Origin of the sequence: Janibacter sp. Y6 (genome assembly GCF_040900765.1) — a bacterium.
Classification (GTDB): domain Bacteria; phylum Actinomycetota; class Actinomycetes; order Actinomycetales; family Dermatophilaceae; genus Marihabitans; species Marihabitans melonis.
This window is the reverse complement of record NZ_JAKLYZ010000003.1, coordinates 336,648-351,986: the sequence shown is the minus strand read 5'-3', so window position 1 is coordinate 351,986 and position 15,339 is coordinate 336,648. Positions and strand designations below refer to the sequence as shown.

The following is a 15,339-nucleotide window of genomic DNA, read 5'->3' as shown; positions in this document are numbered from 1 at the left end:
GGTAGATTTGCTGCCCATGCGCCAGTACCTCGACCTCCTCCAGCACGTGCGCGACGACGGGGTCGAGAAGTCCGACCGCACCGGGACGGGCACACGCTCGGTCTTCGGCTACCAGATGCGCTTCGACCTCGGCGAGGGCTTCCCCGTCCTCACGACGAAGAAGCTGCACCTGCGCTCGATCATCGGCGAGCTGCTGTGGTTCCTGCGCGGCGAGACCAACGTGCGCTGGCTGCAGGAGCGCGGGATCTCGATCTGGGACGAGTGGGCCGACGAGGACGGCGAGCTCGGCCCGGTCTACGGGCACCAGTGGCGCTCGTGGCCCACCCCCGACGGCGGCACCGTCGACCAGATCGCGAAGGTGATCGAGTCGATCCGGACGAATCCCGACAGCCGCCGGCACGTCGTCTCGGCGTGGAACGTCGCCGAGGTCGACGACATGGCGCTCCCGCCGTGCCACACCCTCTTCCAGTTCTACGTCGCGCCCGGTGCCGACGGGGGCCGCGGCCGGCTGTCCTGCCAGCTCTACCAGCGCAGCGGCGACGTCTTCCTCGGCGTGCCCTTCAACATCGCCAGCTACGCGCTGCTGACGATGATCGTCGCCCAGCAGTGCGACCTCGAGCTCGGCGACCTCGTGCACACGCTCGGCGACGCCCACCTCTACCTCAACCACCTCGAGCAGGCCGACGAGCAGCTGGGGCGCGAGCCGTACCCGCTGCCGACGATGCGGATCACCCCGCGCGGCAGCGTCGACGCGTACGAGCTCGAGGACTTCGAGCTCGTCGGCTACGAGGCGCACCCGAGCATCAAGGCGCCGATCGCCGTATGAGCGGCACCGACCGCGAGCCCCGACCGGTCCACCCCGAGCTGCGGGGACGCATCCCCCTTCGTGCCGCGTCGTACGCGGTGATCACCCGACCGGCCGCCGGGGCCGCCGGGCTCGAGGTCCTCCTCCAGCTACGCAGCGGCACCCCCTTCATGGACGGGTGGTGGGCCTGCGGGGCAGCCGGGCACGTCGAGGACGCCGGGTCGGCGAGCGCGGCGCTGCGCCGCGAGGTCCGCGAGGAGCTCGGCGTCGACGTCGTGCGGGCCACGCCCCTGACGACGGTGCACCGCGGCTGCCTCGTCGGGACGATCGAGCAGCGGGCCGACTTCTTCTTCAACGTCACCGAGGTCTCGGGCGAGCCCCGGCTCGCCGAGCCGGACAAGGCCGCCGACCTGCGGTGGTACCCCCTCGCCGAGCTGCCGGAGCGGGTCGTCCCGCACGAGCGGCTCGTCCTGCTCGCGCTCGCGGCCGCGACGAGCGGCGGGTCGGCGGTGCCGGCGGTGCTCGAGCTGGGCTTCGAGCAGCACCTCACCCTCGTGGCCGCCGTCGGCGCCAACCGCGCCATCGGCGTCGAAGGGGGGATGCCGTGGCACCTCCCGGAGGACCTGCGGCACTTCAAGGAGGTGACGACGGGCGGCGTCATGGTCATGGGCCGCCGCACGTGGGACTCCATCGGGCGGGCCCTGCCCGGTCGGCGCACCGTCGTCGTCACCTCCGACCTCACGTGGTCGGCGCCCGGCGCCGAGGTCGCCCACTCGCTGCCGGAGGCCCTCCTCGTCGCGGGCGACCGCGAGGTCTTCGTCGTCGGGGGCGGCGAGATCTACGCCCAGACGATCGAGGTGGCGAGCGCGCTCGAGATCACGCACGTCGACGCCTCGCCCCAGGCCGAGGTCTTCTTCCCCCCGATCGACCCCGACGTCTGGGTCGAGGTCCGGCGCGCGCCGCGCGAGGGCATGACCTTCGTGCGCTACGAGCGACGCGATCGTGGTGAAGTCTGAGGCTTCATCACGACGATATGAAGGTATGTTCTTCATATGGCTCAGATGAAGGACCGGGCTGTCGCCACCCTCATCGGCGACGTCGTCGGCTCGCGCCGTGCGCGTGACCGCGCCGGTCTGCACGACCGGCTCGCACGGGCGCTGCGGGAGATCGCGCCGGGCGCCGTCGACGCCCCGCTGGTCACCGTCGGCGACGAGTTCCAGGGCAGCTACGCCACGCCCGGGGCGGCCCTCGACGCCGCATGGCGGCTGCGGCTGCGGCTCTCGCCCGACGTCGACGTGCGGATCGGCCTCGGTCACGGGCCGGTCGCCCGGCTCGACGAGACGACCCAGGACGGGCCCGGCTGGTGGGCGGCCCGCGAGGCGATCGACTGGGTGAAGCAGACCCAGTCGCGGGCGACCACCGAGCACCTGCGCACCGCCTACCGCAGCGCGGACGAGGGACCGGAGGTCGCGGCCGTCAACGCCGCCCTGCAGTGCCGCGACCACCTCGTCGGCGTCATGGACGAGCGCTCCCTGCGCATCCTCGCCGCCCTCGTCGCCGGGCAGTCGCAGGCCGCGGTGGCGCAGGCCGAGGGCATCAGCGCCTCCGCGGTCTCGCAGCGGGTGCGCAGCGCGGGCATCGGGGTCGTGCGGCTGGCGGCCGAGCAGCTCGCCGGCGTGGAGGCGTCATGAGCGTGCTCGCCGTGCTCCTCGTCGCCGTCGGCGTCACCGACCTGCTGCGCAGCGCGCTGCCCGTCCGGCCGCGGCGCCCGGTCGTCGCCGCTGCCGCCGGTGTCGTGCTCGTCGTCGCGACCTCGGCTCTGGCCGGCACGCTCGGCACGGCCGCGGGCCGGTGGCTCGCCGTCGCCGCGGCCCTCGGGCTGCTCGCCTGGGTCCTCACGACCGAGCGCACCCTGCGCACCGGGCGCGCCTACCTCCTGCCCCTCGCCGTCCTGCTCGTCAGCGGTCTCGTGCCGCTGCTGTGGGCCGGGGCGGCGCCGGAGGTCGGGGGCCCCTTCGCCCGCTGGCTCGCCTGGGCCGAGCTGCCGTGGGCCGGCGACCCCGCGCGCGCCCTGCTCGTGGCCGGTCTCGTCCTCGTCCAGCTGAGCACGGGCAACCTCGTCGTCCGACTCGTCCTCACGAGCACCGGCGCGATGCGCCCCGGGCACGACCGCGGCCAGGAGGAGCTGCGCGGCGGGCGTCTCCTCGGCCCGCTCGAGCGGCTCTTCGTCCTCGGTCTCGGGCTCGCCGGCGAGGTCACCGCCGCCGGCCTCGTCATCGCCGCGAAGGGCCTCATCCGCTGGCCGGAGCTGCGCTCGCACGCCGACGACCAGGGCCGTCACGACATCGACAAGGTCACCGAGTACTTCCTCGTCGGCTCCTTCGTCAGCTGGCTCGTCGCGCTGGGAGCCCTCGCGCTCGCCTCCTGAGGGCCGCCTATCCTGGCCCCGTGCCCATCCGCAGCCACGTCCACGGCGACGTCCACGTCGTGACGGTCGAGCGCCCGGAGCGGCGCAACGCGATCGACCACGAGCACCTCGACGCGCTCGACGCGGCCGTCCGGGCCGCCGAGCAGGGCGGCGCCCGCGCCCTCGTCCTCACCGGGGCGCAGGGGCACTTCTGCGCCGGCGCCGATCTCACCGAGCTCGAGGACGTCGCCTTCACCGAGCGCCTCGCCGAGGTGCTCGGGCACCTCGCCTCGCTCCCGGTGACGACCGTGGCCGCGATCTCCGGGTCGTGCATGGGGCTCGGCATGCAGCTCGCCGTCGCGTGCGACGTGCGCGTCGCCACCGACGACGCCCGGTACGCCGTGCCCGTCGCCCGGCTCGGGCTCATGGTCGACCACTGGACCCTCGAGCGGGTGGCCCGCTGCTGGGGCGAGGGAGCGGCCCGCCACATGGTCCTCACCGCCGCCGTCCTCGACGCCGACGACGCCTGGCGCCTCGGCTTCGTCCAGCGTCGCGGTGATCTCGACGACGCCCTCGAGCTCGCGACCTCCGCCGCCCGGCTGGCCCCGCTGACCCAGGCCGGCTCGAAGACCGGGCTCGACGCCCGCACCCCCGACGACCTCGCGCGCTACCGCGACGCCTTCGCCACCGCCTGGGCGAGCGCGGACCTCCAGGAGGGCCGCGCCGCCTTCGCCGACCGACGACCCCCCACCTTCGAAGGACGCTGATGAGCACCCCCACCCCCGACGCCGGCGTCCGCACCGCCGGGCCCAACGACCTGCCCGCCCTCGGCGTCGTCCAGGCCCTCGTGTGGCAGGAGGCCTACGACGGCGTCGTCCCGCCGGAGGTCCACGCGCAGTTCGAGCCGCAGGCCTTCGCCGCCGCGTGGCGCCAGGCCCTCGCGACGCCGCCCGAAGGGGTGCACCGCCTCCTCGTCGCGACGGCCGGCGGCCAGGTCGTCGGCTTCGCCGCCCTCGGCCCGAGCCAGGACCCCGACACCGGTCAGGCGACCGGCGAGCTCACGGCGATCGGCGTGCACCCCCAGGCCCGGCGCACCGGGCACGGCTCGCGCCTGCTCAACGCCGTCGTCGACACGCTCAAGGGCGCGGGCGCGGACACCCTCGCCACGTGGGTGCTCGTCCCCCACGAGCAGACCCGCGCCTTCCTCGTCGGCGCCGGTCTCGCGCCCGACGGCGCCTTCCGCGACCGCGTGGTCTCCCCCGACGGGGCGACCGCCCGCGAGGTGCGCCTCGTCGCCTCGCTCGCCGACCCCGAGCCGTGAGCGCGGCCGTCGAGGACGCCGCCGTCGGGACGGCACGGCGTCAGGCCCTGTCCGTCGGCGTGGCGACGGGTGCGTACGGCGTGAGCTTCGGCGCGCTCGCGGTCGCCGCCGGCTTCGACGTGCTGCAGACCCAGGCCCTCTCGCTCCTGCTCTTCACCGGCGGCTCGCAGTTCGCCGTCGTCTCGGTGATGGGGGCCGGCGGCAGCCCGGCGACCGCCGTCGCGACCTCGACGATGCTCGGCATCCGCAACGGGCTGTACGCGCTGGAGACCTCGCGGGTGCTCGACGTGCGGGGGTGGCGCCGGCTCGCCGCCGCGCACGTGACGATCGACGAGTCGACCGCCGTGGGTCTCGCGCAGCCGACGACGCGCTCTCGTCGGGTCGGCTTCTGGTGGACCGGCCTGGCCGTCCTCGCCTTCTGGAACCTCGCGACGCTGGCCGGCTCGGCGCTCGGGAACGCGCTCGGCGACCCGCGCACGTGGGGGCTGGACGCGGCGGCGGCAGCAGCCTTCGTCGGGCTCATCTGGCCGCGGCTGCGCTCGGCCCCGACCGTCGTCACCGCCGCGGTGGCCGCGCTCGTCGCGCTCGTCTCCTACGCGTCGGTGCCGGCCGGCATCCCCGTGCTCCTCGCGGCCCTCGCCGCGCTCGTCGTCGGGCTCACCGGCGCAGGACGCACGGAGCCCGAGCCCGGGCACCTCGACGGAGAGGACCCGACGCCGTGAGCGCCTGGGCCACCGTCCTGCTCGCCGCCGCACTCGGCTACGCGCTCAAGCTCGCGGGGTACCTCGCCCCGCCGTCCCTCGTCGAGGGGCCGCGTCGCTCGCGCGTCATCACGCTCCTGCCGGTGGCCCTGCTCGCGGGCCTGCTCGTCGTCCAGACGGCCGGCGGCGCCGACACCCTGACCCTCGACGCCCGCCTGCCCGCGGTCGTCGTCGCCGTCGCGCTCTTCGCGCTGCGGGTCAACTTCTTGCTCGTCGTCCTCGCCGCGGCCGCGACGGCCGCCGGGCTGCGCGCCCTCGGCTGGGCTGCCTAGCCGCGTGCCGGCCGCCGCGGTGACGCCCGCGCCAGGCGGCGAGCAGCTGGTAGGCCGCGTACACGAAGAGCGCGCCGGCGCTCCAGCGCACGACGGTGTCCTTGTCGGTCTGGCTCATGCTCGAGGCGACGTAGCCCACCCACGGCACGTGGTAGCGCACGACCCCGCGCAGCTGGGTCGGGGTGACCTCCCAGTCGTCGACGCCGCCGTTGGCGTCCCCCTTCGTCGTCCAGACCGGACGGCCCGAGACGTCCTGCTCCACCGCGACGACGCGGTGGGTGACGAGGGTGGGGTCGTCCGGGCGCGGCATGACCGTGATGATCGAGCCGACGGTGACCTCCTCACGGGCCTGCTCCGCGCTCTCGACAGGGTCGACGAAGACCTGGCTGCCGACCGGCAGGGTCGGCTCCATCGAGCCCGAGAGGATCGTCAGGGGCACGAGGCCGAGCACGCGCGGCACCGCGACGACGAGGACGAGGACCGCGCCTAGCAGCGTGAGCAGGGCGAGGAGCACGAGCCTCAGCGCGCGCGACGCAGGACGCGCAGCGGTCGTGGGCTCGTCCTCGACGACCTCGGCCGGCGCGTCGGCGGGCGGGTGGAGGGTGGCGGTCATGGCAGGTTCACCTGTCCCTGGTCGGGGTTGGGGATGACGCCGGTGCACACGAAGCGGTCGTTGCGGCCGGCAGAGTCGTGGGTGGCCCGCACGAGCCAGTCGGACTCGACGTAGCGGGTGCGGTCGCCGGCGAAGGGGTACCCGCGCAGGACGAGCTCTCGGGTCGCCCCGACCGGTCCGAGCTCGCTGCCCACGAGCGGGCCGGAGAGGCGGGCGGAGGCGTCGAGCGAGCCAAGGCTCCGCCAGCTGCCCGAGACCGGTCGGACGAGGACCTCCCACCCGCCAGCCATCGCGGGGGTGGGGGTGGTCGCGGTCGTCGAGGCGAGGGGCCAGCCGAAGGCGAGCCGGCCGACCGAGCCCGACCCCTGCCCGCCGGAGACCTCGCTGCGGCAGGGGCTCGCGCCCGCCGGCGAGGTCGGCGCGGGGGTGCCGATCGAGAAGCGGGTCGTCGTCGTGCGCTGGGTCGAGGTCCACGTGGCCGGCGGCTTGCTCGTCTGCCGCACGACGGTCGTGATGTCGACGGAGCGTCCGGCGTGCGCGAGATAGGTGTCGCGCTCACCTGCGGCCGTCGCGGGGTAGGGCAGGGACAGGGTCGGGCACAGCACCCGGCCAGCGCCCGGTGCGAGGGTCGCGCCGGCCACGGCTCCCTGGGGGCGGGTGTACGTCGTGCCCGCGGTGATCTGGCCGGCCGAGCGGGCCGCCCAGTAGGTGCTCTGGGTCGTGTCGCCGCAGGCGCCCTGGCCGGAGGTGTAGACGAGCGCGGCCCGCGCGAGGAGGTCGTTGGTGTCCCCGGCGTCGACCCGGGTGACCCTCGTGCTGCGCACGTCGAGGTCGGCGCTCTGGCGCCTCGAGAGGTTCGTCAGGTCGACCTGGGGCCCCGACGCGGTCGCGGTCATCTCGAAGACGTCCGAGCTCGGGCCGCTGATCGTGGTCGTCGCGCTCTCCCGCCACTGGGCCTGGGTCTGGCCGCTCGGCGCACTCACGAGGAGCACGCCGGCGAGGGCCACAGCCGCCACGGGCCACAGCCGCGTCGCTCTCATCCGTCGTGCCTCTCGGCTCATGCCCGCGTCTGGGCGAAGGTGTAGGTGAAGGTGCCGCCGAAGAGCGACTGGTCCTGCAGGGCGCTCCCCCAGCCGCCGGCGCTCGCCGTCACGGGCGTGCTGATCGAGATGCGGACCTTCGAGGTCCCCACCCCCGCGCCGGTCGGCACCGAGACGGGGATGCTCACCGAGCTGCCCGAGGTCACCGCGCCCCCCGGCGCCGTGATCGTCGTCGTGGTCGTCGCGCTGCCGCTGAAGGCCGAGCGGGCCGCCGAGGTGAGCGCGGTGCTCGACACGGCGAGGGTGCCCCGCAGCGTCGTGCCGGTCGCGGCGAGCGTCACCGGCTGGGCGATGACGACCCGGTCACCGGGGACGAGCGCCTCGGAGGTGAGCGTGGTGCTGATGACCCGGCACTCGACGTAGCCGGGGTCGGGGGTGCACGTCGTGCTCGACGCGTACGTCCTCGACCCCGCGGGCTGCTGCGAGTGCAGCTCGGTGCGCAGCGTGCCCGTCGTCAGGCTCACCCCGCCCGAGGTGATGGTGCCGGGCTGCCGGGCGTCGTGCTCGGCCCAGCTCGCGCCGGTCCCCCCGGCCCCGGTGAGGACGACGAGACCCAGGCCGAGCGCGAGCAGCGCGCGCCAGGGCGCCGCGTCCCGCCTCATGCCTGCCCCCCTCGTCGTCCTCACCGCTCCCCCCCAGGTCAGCGGGTCTGGACGAGCGAGACGGTCAGCGTGCTGAGGTCGACCGACTTCTCCTGGCCGGCCTTGCCCTCGGTCTTGGCGCCCTCGTAGGGCATCGTCACCGTGACGCGGGCGGCGTAGCCCTTGTTGCTCGCGGTGTCCTGCGACGTGAGGGTCACGGGGTCGGACGACCCGTCGATGCGGGTCGTGATCACGACGTGCTCCGCGAGGGTCCCGCTGACACCCGGGAGGGTCGCCGTGAGCTTGGCCTTGAGGGTGTCGCCGACGAGGTTCGGGCGGACCGTCGCCCGGTACTCGACCTCGTCGCCGGGGACCGGCTTGAAGGTGGACGGGTTGATGGAGACGTCGTCGTTGGTGTCAGAGGTCCCCTTCGTCAGGTACCAGGACCCTCCGTCGGCCTGCATCGCCAGCTTGCCCGAGCTGATCGACCCAGGGGTGTACGGCGCGCTGTCGCTCCACTGGGCGAAGCTGCCGCCCGCGGCGGACAGGAGGATGACACCGGCACCGGCGGCGACGAGCGAGGTGGTGGTCCGGGACATGGAGATGGGCATGCGACATCCAATCGGCTCCGCGCGGGGATCAGCCCGCGCTGGGGTGGGTGGGAGCAGACAGGTCGGCGTCGACCCCGGGCAGTCCCCCTGGACGCCCTCTCCCACCACCGACGTCACTGGAGAGTCTTTACCATTTGCTGACTTTCTGCAGAACTAGTTGAAAGTCGCAGCATGACCCGGGTCACACCGCAGGAATGACGGCCCAGCAGGCCGTCCACGACGACCTGTCCGGCGGGAGGGCCTCACATCTGCAGATACTTCTCCAGGCCCACGGTCACGCCGGGGTGCGAGGCGACGCCTCGGACCCCTTCGAGCACCCCGGGCATGAAGGAGGTGCGGTCGAAGGAGTCGTGCCGGATCGTCAAGGTCTCGCCCTCGCCTCCGAAGAGGACCTCCTGGTGGGCCACCATCCCCCGCAGCCGCACCGAGTGCACCGACACGCCATGGACCTGCGCCCCGCGTGCGCCGTCGGGGTCCTGCGTCGTCGCGTCCGGCGAGGCCGGCAGCCCGGCCTCGTCGCGGGCCGCGCCGATGATGTCGGCGGTCCGCGCGGCGGTGCCGCTCGGCGCGTCGACCTTGTCGGGGTGGTGCAGCTCGACGACCTCGACGGACTCGTAGAAGCGAGCTGCCTGGCGGGCGAAGGACATCATGAGGATCGCGCCGATGGCGAAGTTCGGCGCGATGAGCACGCCGACACCGTCATGGCGGGACACCTGCTCCTCGAGGCTCGCCAGGCGCTCCGGCGTCCACCCCGTCGTCCCGACGACGACATGGATCCCCCGCTCGACGCAGTGGGCGACGTTCGCCGGGCTCGCCTCGGGCACGGAGAACTCCACGACGACATCAGCCCCCGCGAGATCGCCGAGGTCGTCGCCGGCGTCGAAGCGGCCGACGAGCTCCATGCCCTCGGCCCCCTCGACGGCGCGGCAGGCCGCCGACCCTATCCGTCCCGACGCCCCGACGACCGACACCCGCACGATGCTCTCGCTCATGCGCAGCACCTTACGACCGAGCAGCGGTGCCGCCCGGGCGCGTCCCGGCGCGGCACCGAACGCATCTGCTGGCCGCGTGTCGTTCACCTGCCGTTCACCTTGATGCTAGAGTCGTAGGTGAACACAGAGTGAACAAGGGGTGTACGACATGACCGTGACTCATCTGACGACGACCGCGCCGGCTCCCGCCGAGCGCCGACTCACCTGCACCTGGGTGCCCGTCCGCGGCGACGACGGCCGCACGCGCATGGAGATGCGCTGGGTCGAGCCGGCCCCGCGCCGCGCGCGCCACGCCGCCTGAGCGACCCGCCTGGACCATCCGCCCCAGCAGACGCAGACCAGGACGACGAAGGCCCCGCCCCCACGAGGGGGACGGGGCCTTCGTCATGGGCGGCTGGATCAGCCGGCGGCGTCCTCGGAGGACGCGGGGGCCTCGGCACCCGTCTCCTCGGAGTCGGCGCCACGGCCGCGACCGCCACGACGGCGGCGACGGCCACCCTCGCGCGCGTCGTCGTCGCCAGAGCGCTCCTCGCGCTCGGGACGGCCGCCGCGGTCACCGCGGTCACCGCGGTCGCCGCCGCGGTCGCCGCGGTCGCCCGCGCCGGACTCGAGCTCGGCCTGCTGCTCGTCCGAGAGGACTGCGGCCAGGCTCAGCTTGCCGCGGGGGTCGATCTCCTTGAGCTCGACCTGGACCTTGGTGCCGACGCCGAGGACGTCCTCGACCGCGTCGATCCGCTTGCCACCGACGAGCTTGCGCACCTCGGAGATGTGCAGCAGACCGTCCTTGCCCGGCAGGAGCGAGATGAACGCGCCGAAGGTCGTCGTCTTCACGACGGTCCCGAGGAAGCGCTCACCGATCTCCGGCATCTGCGGGTTGGCGATCGCGTTGACGGCGTTGCGCGCCGCGTCCGCGGAGGCGCCGTCGGCCGCACCGATGAAGACGGTGCCGTCGTCCTCGATGGAGATGTCGGCGCCGGTGTCGTCCTGGATCTGGTTGATCATCTTGCCCTTGGGCCCGATGACCTCGCCGATCTTGTCGACGGGGACCTGGACGGTGATGATCCGCGGGGCGGTGGGAGCCATCTCGTCCGGGGCGTCGATCGCCTCGTTCATGACGTCGAGGATGTGCAGGCGAGCGTCGCGGGCCTGGGTCAGCGCGCCGCCGAGCACCGAGGCGGGGATGCCGTCGAGCTTGGTGTCGAGCTGGATGGCCGTGACGAACTCACGGGTGCCGGCGACCTTGAAGTCCATGTCGCCGAAGGCGTCCTCGGCGCCGAGGATGTCGGTGAGCGCCGCGTACTGCGTCTGCCCGTCGACCTCGTCGGTGACCAGGCCCATCGCGATGCCGGCGACCGGTGCACGCAGCGGCACACCGGCGTTGAGCAGCGACAGGGTCGAGGCGCACACGGAGCCCATCGACGTCGAGCCGTTGGAGCCGAGGGCCTCGGACACCTGACGGATCGCGTAGGGGAACTCCTCGCGGCTCGGCAGCACCGGCATGAGCGCGCGCTCGGCCAGGGCGCCGTGCCCGATCTCGCGACGCTTCGGCGAGCCGACGCGACCGGTCTCACCGGTGGAGAAGGGCGGGAAGTTGTAGTTGTGCATGTAGCGCTTCTTGCTCACCGGGCTCAGCGAGTCGATCTGCTGCTCCATCTTGAGCATGTTGAGCGTCGTGACACCCATGATCTGGGTCTCGCCACGCTCGAAGATCGCCGAGCCGTGCACGCGCGGCAGGACCTCGACCTCGGCCGACAGCGCGCGGATGTCCGCGAGCCCACGACCGTCGATGCGGACCTTGTCGCGCAGGATGCGCTCGCGCACGAGCTGCTTCTGCACGGAGCGGAAGGCGGCGGAGAGCTCCTTCTCACGGCCGGCGAAGGCGGCGGGCGCGTCGGCGGAGCCGGCGAGCTCGGCGGTCATGCTCGCCTTGATCTCGTCGAGGCGGTCCTCGCGCTCCTGCTTGTCGGCGATGGTGAGCGCCTGGGCAGCCTGCTCGGAGACGGCCTGCTGGACCGCGGCGTACGCGTCGTCCTCGTAGTCGAGGAAGACCGGGAACTCCTGGACCGGCTTGGCGGCCTTGGTGGCGATCTCGGCCTGCGCGTCGCACAGGGTGCGGATGAAGCCCTTCGCGGCCTCGAGACCCTCGGCGACGACCTCCTCGGTGGGAGCGGTCTTGCCCTGGTTCTTCACGAGGTCCCACGTGGACTCGGTGGACTCGGCCTCGACCATCATGATGGCGACGTCGTCACCGACGACGCGGCCGGCGACGACCATGTCGAAGGTCGAGCGCTCGATGTCGCTGAAGTTCGGGAAGGCGACCCACTGGCCGTCGATGAGCGAGACGCGCACGCCGCCGATCGGGCCGGAGAAGGGCAGACCCGAGATCTGCGTGGACAGCGAGGCCGCGTTGATCGCGAGCACGTCGTACTGGTGGTCCGGGTGGATCGACAGCACGGTGATGACGACCTGGACCTCGTTGCGCAGGCCCTTGACGAAGGACGGGCGCAGCGGGCGGTCGATGAGACGGCAGGTGAGGATCGCGTCGGTGCCGGGGCGGCCCTCGCGACGGAAGAAGCTGCCGGGGATGCGTCCGGCGGCGTACATCCGCTCCTCGACGTCCACGGTCAGCGGGAAGAAGTCGAACTGGTCCTTGGGCTTCTTGCCGGCCGTCGTGGTCGACAGGAGCATGGTCTCGCCGTCGAGGTAGGCAGCGACGGAGCCGCCGGCCTGCTTGGCCAGTCGGCCGGTCTCGAAGCGGATGGTGCGGGTGCCGAACGAGCCGTTGTCGATGACGGCTTCGGCGGTGGTGATCTCTGGACCCTCCATCGGGCCCTCCTTACTCTCTGCGCTCGCCGAGGGACGTCGTCGTTGCGCCCTGGCGTCTAGCGGTGCACCCGTCACGGGTGCCGGGGCGGTGCCCCGGGGACGCGCCTGGTCAGGCAGCGGCCCCATACGCGAAACAAGCGGTCCCCGTGGCGGGAACCGCTTGTCGCGTAGGTCTTATCGGCGAAGGCCGAGGCGCTTGATCAGCGAGCGGTAGCGCTCGATGTCGGTGCTCTCGAGGTAGCGCAGCAGACGGCGGCGCTGACCGACGAGGAGCAGCAGCCCGCGGCGGCTGTGGTGGTCGTGCTTGTGCTCGCGGGAGTGCTCGGTCAGGTCCTTGATGCGCTGCGTGAGCATCGCGATCTGGACCTCCGGGGAGCCCGTGTCGCCCTCGCCCGTGCCGTACTCGGCGATGATCTGCTTCTTGACGTCAGTGGTCAGCGGCATGCTGGGTCTCACTGCTCCTTCTCTGGGTCGTTGCGCGGCGCGCCCGGGCATGTTCACCGAGGCTCTCTGGATCCGCGGCCGATCTCACGGCAGCACCGAGATTACCAGCGGCGTGCACGGCGGCCCTAATCGCGGCCGGATACGGTGGCGCGATGAACGAGAGCGTCGCCGCGGTGTCCACGCAGGCGTGCGCTTCATGTCGTTGCGCTGGTCGCAGCTCGAGTCGGGCCGGGGCGAGGGCGGCGGCGACTCCGAGACGTACAACGTCGTCGCCGTCGCGACCCGCCACCGCTACCCCCGGCTCAGCGTGGTGCGCGGCCGGCACTACCACGGCGTCCCCGAGGGCCGCTTCGAGACGGGTGACCCCCGCTTCGACCGGCGCTTCGACACCTTCGGCGACGCGGCCTTCGGCTACGACCTGCTCACCGAGCCCGTGCGCGCGGCCATCGACGAGCTCGAGGCGCTGCTCGCACCGCTGCGGCTGGTGCCGCCGCAGGTCTGGTCGACCCACGGCGGCCCGCCGGACTTCCTCACGTCCTTCCGGCACTCCGGCTAGGCCGGGCGCCGTCCCGCGGCGGCGTCAGCCGACGCGCTTGCTGCCCTGCTGCAGACGGTCGATGTGCTCCGAGGCCTGCGCCTTGGTCAGATCCGCCGGCAGCTCCTCGCCCGCCTCCTTCGCCAGGGTGTCGAGGTAGCTGCGCTGGGCGGCGGTCATCGGCTCGTCGCCGGTGACCCACTGCTCGGGGTCGCGCTCGAGGGACCCGTCGCTGCCCGTCGTCGCGTCGGGGGTGGCGCCGATGGTCTCGCCGCCGGCCCCGGCGGAGGAGGTCGTGCTGTCGTCGGTGGGCACGGGGGCCCCGGTCTGCTGGTCGTGCTGGGTGGGCTCGCTCATGTGCCGACCGTAGACGCGGGCACCGACAACGACGGGCGGGGCGACCCCCCTTCGTCCAGGGTCGGCGTCACCGCGTGCCACGACCGTGGTGCACTACGAGGCACCTGCACCCGAGCGACGAAGGAGAGAGCATGCTGCCCGAGGTCCTGCGCGACGCGGAGGTCGCCGACGACGTCCTCGCCCTGCGTCCCGACTACCGCGCCCTGCTCCTCGTCGTCGAGGACATCTCCCCCGGTCCCGGTGACGACGCGAGCGAGGCCCTGCTGCTCCGGGCGGAGTCGACGGCGATCGCGCTCACGGCGGGCGCACCCGTCGAGGAGCTCCCCCACGTCGCCGCGTGGCGTGACGCCTACCGCGCCTTCGGCGCCAAGCCGCAGCGCACGCGCAGCAGCCTCGAGGCGCTCACCCGGCGGGCCGCCGCGGGCCTGCCACGGGTCAACCGGGCCACGGACGTCTACAACGCGCTGAGCGTCATCCACCAGGTGCCGCTCGGCGGCGAGGACCTCGACCGGTACGCCGGCGCGCCCCGGCTCGTCCGGGCGAGCGGCGACGAGCTCTTCGACACGACCGCCGGTGGTGAGGAGGTCGTCGAGCACCCCTCCCCCGGCGAGGTCGTCTGGCGCGACGACGTCGGCGTCACCTGCCGACGCTGGAGCTGGCGCCAGGGCCGGCGCACCCGGCTGGGCGCCGGCACGACCCGGGCGCTCTTCGTGCTCGACGCGCTGGCCCCGATGAGCGACGACGCGCTCACCGCAGCCGCCGACGAGCTCGTCGCCCACCTCGGGCCCCGGGCGCGGTCGCAGCGCCGGGTGCTCGGCGCGGCCGGCTAGGAGACCGGGCGGGCGGCCGAGGTCGCCCAGGTGCTCGCCCGGCCCGACCCGGACCCGGTGACCTTGACGCTCACCTGGCGACCGCGGTCGGCCGAGGTGAGGCGGTAGGTCGAGGCCGTCGCCCCGCTGATGGCGATGTTGTCGCGGTACCAGCGGATGGTGCGCGTCGACGGCGCCGGCGACCACGTGCCGACGGTGACCCGCAGGCTCGACCCCACGGCGGACGTGCCGGAGATGCGCGGCAGCGGCGCCGAGTACGGGCGCCACGCCGTCGTCGCCGCCGGGGCCGGCGCCAGGCGCGGTGCCGGGTCGCTCGTGCGCCCCAGCGAGAAGGACCAGCCCTCCCAGCCGCCGTTGACCACCTGCCGGCCCGCCGCGCCGTACCGGCTCAGCTGCCACGCCCCCTTCGCGCTCGAGGTGTGCCAGTAGCTCCAGTGCGCCCCCGTCGGCGGGGTCGTGCGGCAGGACTCGCGGTAGTCCCTCCCGGCCACGGTGAGGGTCGTGCTCGCCGACGGCTTCCCGGCGAGACGGCACACGACCGCCAGGCCGTAGGTGTCGACGCCGGTGACGTCGAGGCCGGCCGCGCGCAGCGCGTCCAGACCGGTCCCGCGGAAGGCCGTCTGCCCCGGGTCGGGCAGGGCGCACCGACGCAGGGTCGACCCGCCGAGCTCGCGGAAGTCGACGACGACGCTCACCCCCCGGCTCGTCGTGCACGTGCCGGAGTGGCCGCGCGACGACGCGAGCAGCGCCGTGCGCGGTGCCGCGGCCAGGGCCGCGGCACCGTCGGCGCGCGAGGTCGAGATCTCCCCCGCCCGGGCGGCCGGGGCGCCGAGGGCGCCCGCGAGGAGCGCCGCCGCGAGGGCGACGGGCAGGGCACGACGCAC

General features: G+C 73.7%; 20 protein-coding genes. 11 read left to right on the top strand and 9 right to left on the bottom strand.

The features are described 5' to 3' along the window. Positions 1-16: 16 nt before the first annotated feature. From L6241_RS09270 to L6241_RS09235, 8 genes are read left to right on the top strand one after another with little or no spacing between them, the layout of a single operon-like run. Positions 17-826: a thymidylate synthase gene (locus L6241_RS09270; RefSeq protein ID WP_368245883.1), complete on the top strand. Its 810-nt coding sequence runs from the start codon at positions 17-19 to the stop codon at positions 824-826. Beyond that, positions 823-1,821 (top strand): dihydrofolate reductase, encoded by a 999-nt coding sequence (locus tag L6241_RS09265; RefSeq protein WP_368245881.1) that lies wholly within the window; start codon positions 823-825, stop codon positions 1,819-1,821. The genes L6241_RS09270 and L6241_RS09265 overlap by 4 nt, the downstream gene beginning before the upstream one ends. A 36-nt stretch (positions 1,822-1,857) precedes the next feature. Continuing rightward, positions 1,858-2,496: a SatD family protein gene (locus L6241_RS09260; RefSeq protein ID WP_068273908.1), complete on the top strand. Its 639-nt coding sequence runs from the start codon at positions 1,858-1,860 to the stop codon at positions 2,494-2,496. Then, positions 2,493-3,233: a hypothetical protein gene (locus tag L6241_RS09255; RefSeq protein WP_368245880.1), complete on the top strand. Its 741-nt coding sequence runs from the start codon at positions 2,493-2,495 to the stop codon at positions 3,231-3,233. The genes L6241_RS09260 and L6241_RS09255 overlap by 4 nt, the downstream gene beginning before the upstream one ends. A 20-nt stretch (positions 3,234-3,253) precedes the next feature. Then, a complete protein-coding gene (locus L6241_RS09250; protein WP_068273904.1) occupies positions 3,254-3,979 on the top strand; it encodes an enoyl-CoA hydratase-related protein in 726 nt (241 codons plus the stop codon). Beyond that, complete coding sequence (locus L6241_RS09245; protein ID WP_068273902.1) at positions 3,979-4,533, top strand: GNAT family N-acetyltransferase; 555 nt, start codon at positions 3,979-3,981, stop codon at positions 4,531-4,533. The genes L6241_RS09250 and L6241_RS09245 overlap by 1 nt, the downstream gene beginning before the upstream one ends. After that, complete coding sequence (locus L6241_RS09240; protein WP_123090912.1) at positions 4,530-5,255, top strand: AzlC family ABC transporter permease; 726 nt, start codon at positions 4,530-4,532, stop codon at positions 5,253-5,255. The genes L6241_RS09245 and L6241_RS09240 overlap by 4 nt, the downstream gene beginning before the upstream one ends. Continuing rightward, positions 5,252-5,566 carry an AzlD domain-containing protein gene (locus L6241_RS09235; RefSeq protein WP_068273898.1) on the top strand — a complete coding sequence of 105 codons (315 nt, stop codon included), beginning with the start codon at positions 5,252-5,254 and terminating at the stop codon, positions 5,564-5,566. Before L6241_RS09240 ends, L6241_RS09235 begins: the two co-directional genes overlap by 4 nt. Here the strand turns inward: L6241_RS09235 and L6241_RS09230 are convergent. The 5 genes from L6241_RS09230 to dapB form a co-directional block, all read right to left on the bottom strand. Beyond that, complete coding sequence (locus L6241_RS09230) at positions 5,493-6,179, bottom strand: signal peptidase I (RefSeq protein ID WP_368245879.1); 687 nt, start codon at positions 6,177-6,179, stop codon at positions 5,493-5,495. The genes L6241_RS09235 and L6241_RS09230 overlap by 74 nt on opposite strands. Next, positions 6,176-7,219 carry a hypothetical protein gene (locus L6241_RS09225; protein WP_368245878.1) on the bottom strand — a complete coding sequence of 348 codons (1,044 nt, stop codon included), beginning with the start codon at positions 7,217-7,219 and terminating at the stop codon, positions 6,176-6,178. The genes L6241_RS09230 and L6241_RS09225 overlap by 4 nt, the downstream gene beginning before the upstream one ends. 17 nt (positions 7,220-7,236) lie before the next feature. Next, positions 7,237-7,881 (bottom strand): hypothetical protein, encoded by a 645-nt coding sequence (locus L6241_RS09220; RefSeq protein ID WP_368245877.1) that lies wholly within the window; start codon positions 7,879-7,881, stop codon positions 7,237-7,239. Between the two features lie 38 nt (positions 7,882-7,919). Further along, positions 7,920-8,459: an alternate-type signal peptide domain-containing protein gene (locus tag L6241_RS09215; protein ID WP_368245876.1), complete on the bottom strand. Its 540-nt coding sequence runs from the start codon at positions 8,457-8,459 to the stop codon at positions 7,920-7,922. A 254-nt stretch (positions 8,460-8,713) separates the two neighbouring features. After that, entirely contained in the window at positions 8,714-9,463 is a 750-nt protein-coding gene (gene dapB / locus L6241_RS09210; RefSeq protein WP_368245875.1) for a 4-hydroxy-tetrahydrodipicolinate reductase, read from the bottom strand. 148 nt (positions 9,464-9,611) lie between these two features. On the opposite strand from dapB, the gene L6241_RS09205 reads away from it, so the two are divergent. Further along, a complete protein-coding gene (locus L6241_RS09205; protein WP_157090061.1) occupies positions 9,612-9,764 on the top strand; it encodes a hypothetical protein in 153 nt (50 codons plus the stop codon). A 98-nt stretch (positions 9,765-9,862) separates the two neighbouring features. On the opposite strand, the gene L6241_RS09200 is transcribed toward L6241_RS09205, so the two are convergent. Beyond that, positions 9,863-12,289 (bottom strand): polyribonucleotide nucleotidyltransferase, encoded by a 2,427-nt coding sequence (locus L6241_RS09200; RefSeq protein ID WP_368245874.1) that lies wholly within the window; start codon positions 12,287-12,289, stop codon positions 9,863-9,865. Between the two features lie 174 nt (positions 12,290-12,463). Beyond that, on the bottom strand, positions 12,464-12,733 hold the full coding sequence (gene rpsO / locus L6241_RS09195; RefSeq protein WP_068273884.1) for a 30S ribosomal protein S15: 270 nt from the start codon (positions 12,731-12,733) through the stop codon (positions 12,464-12,466). Between the two features lie 49 nt (positions 12,734-12,782). Between rpsO and L6241_RS09190 the strand changes: the two genes are divergently transcribed. After that, a complete protein-coding gene (locus L6241_RS09190) occupies positions 12,783-13,289 on the top strand; it encodes a hypothetical protein (RefSeq protein ID WP_368245873.1) in 507 nt (168 codons plus the stop codon). A gap of 24 nt (positions 13,290-13,313) precedes the next feature. On the opposite strand, the gene L6241_RS09185 is transcribed toward L6241_RS09190, so the two are convergent. Further along, a complete protein-coding gene (locus tag L6241_RS09185; protein ID WP_368245872.1) occupies positions 13,314-13,625 on the bottom strand; it encodes a DUF3072 domain-containing protein in 312 nt (103 codons plus the stop codon). A 131-nt stretch (positions 13,626-13,756) separates the two neighbouring features. On the opposite strand from L6241_RS09185, the gene L6241_RS09180 reads away from it, so the two are divergent. Further along, positions 13,757-14,455, top strand: coding sequence for a B3/4 domain-containing protein (locus L6241_RS09180; protein ID WP_368245871.1), 699 nt, complete (start codon positions 13,757-13,759; stop codon positions 14,453-14,455). On the opposite strand, the gene L6241_RS09175 is transcribed toward L6241_RS09180, so the two are convergent. After that, complete coding sequence (locus tag L6241_RS09175) at positions 14,452-15,339, bottom strand: hypothetical protein (protein ID WP_368245870.1); 888 nt, start codon at positions 15,337-15,339, stop codon at positions 14,452-14,454. The genes L6241_RS09180 and L6241_RS09175 overlap by 4 nt on opposite strands.

What these genes read in the sequence shown, in the direction of transcription:
- L6241_RS09270 (WP_368245883.1), top strand. Translation starts at nt 17, where the DNA reads ATGCGCCAGTACCTCGACCTCCTCCAGCACGTGCGCGACGACGGGGTC.
- L6241_RS09265 (WP_368245881.1), top strand. Translation starts at nt 823, where the DNA reads ATGAGCGGCACCGACCGCGAGCCCCGACCGGTCCACCCCGAGCTGCGG.
- L6241_RS09260 (WP_068273908.1), top strand. Translation starts at nt 1,858, where the DNA reads ATGGCTCAGATGAAGGACCGGGCTGTCGCCACCCTCATCGGCGACGTC.
- L6241_RS09255 (WP_368245880.1), top strand. Translation starts at nt 2,493, where the DNA reads ATGAGCGTGCTCGCCGTGCTCCTCGTCGCCGTCGGCGTCACCGACCTG.
- L6241_RS09245 (WP_068273902.1), top strand. Translation starts at nt 3,979, where the DNA reads ATGAGCACCCCCACCCCCGACGCCGGCGTCCGCACCGCCGGGCCCAAC.
- L6241_RS09230 (WP_368245879.1), bottom strand. Translation starts at nt 6,179, where the DNA reads ATGACCGCCACCCTCCACCCGCCCGCCGACGCGCCGGCCGAGGTCGTC.
- L6241_RS09225 (WP_368245878.1), bottom strand. Translation starts at nt 7,219, where the DNA reads ATGAGAGCGACGCGGCTGTGGCCCGTGGCGGCTGTGGCCCTCGCCGGC.
- L6241_RS09220 (WP_368245877.1), bottom strand. Translation starts at nt 7,881, where the DNA reads ATGAGGCGGGACGCGGCGCCCTGGCGCGCGCTGCTCGCGCTCGGCCTG.
- L6241_RS09215 (WP_368245876.1), bottom strand. Translation starts at nt 8,459, where the DNA reads ATGTCCCGGACCACCACCTCGCTCGTCGCCGCCGGTGCCGGTGTCATC.
- dapB (WP_368245875.1), bottom strand. Translation starts at nt 9,463, where the DNA reads ATGAGCGAGAGCATCGTGCGGGTGTCGGTCGTCGGGGCGTCGGGACGG.
- L6241_RS09205 (WP_157090061.1), top strand. Translation starts at nt 9,612, where the DNA reads ATGACCGTGACTCATCTGACGACGACCGCGCCGGCTCCCGCCGAGCGC.
- L6241_RS09200 (WP_368245874.1), bottom strand. Translation starts at nt 12,289, where the DNA reads ATGGAGGGTCCAGAGATCACCACCGCCGAAGCCGTCATCGACAACGGC.
- rpsO (WP_068273884.1), bottom strand. Translation starts at nt 12,733, where the DNA reads ATGCCGCTGACCACTGACGTCAAGAAGCAGATCATCGCCGAGTACGGC.
- L6241_RS09190 (WP_368245873.1), top strand. Translation starts at nt 12,783, where the DNA reads ATGTTCACCGAGGCTCTCTGGATCCGCGGCCGATCTCACGGCAGCACC.
- L6241_RS09185 (WP_368245872.1), bottom strand. Translation starts at nt 13,625, where the DNA reads ATGAGCGAGCCCACCCAGCACGACCAGCAGACCGGGGCCCCCGTGCCC.
- L6241_RS09180 (WP_368245871.1), top strand. Translation starts at nt 13,757, where the DNA reads ATGCTGCCCGAGGTCCTGCGCGACGCGGAGGTCGCCGACGACGTCCTC.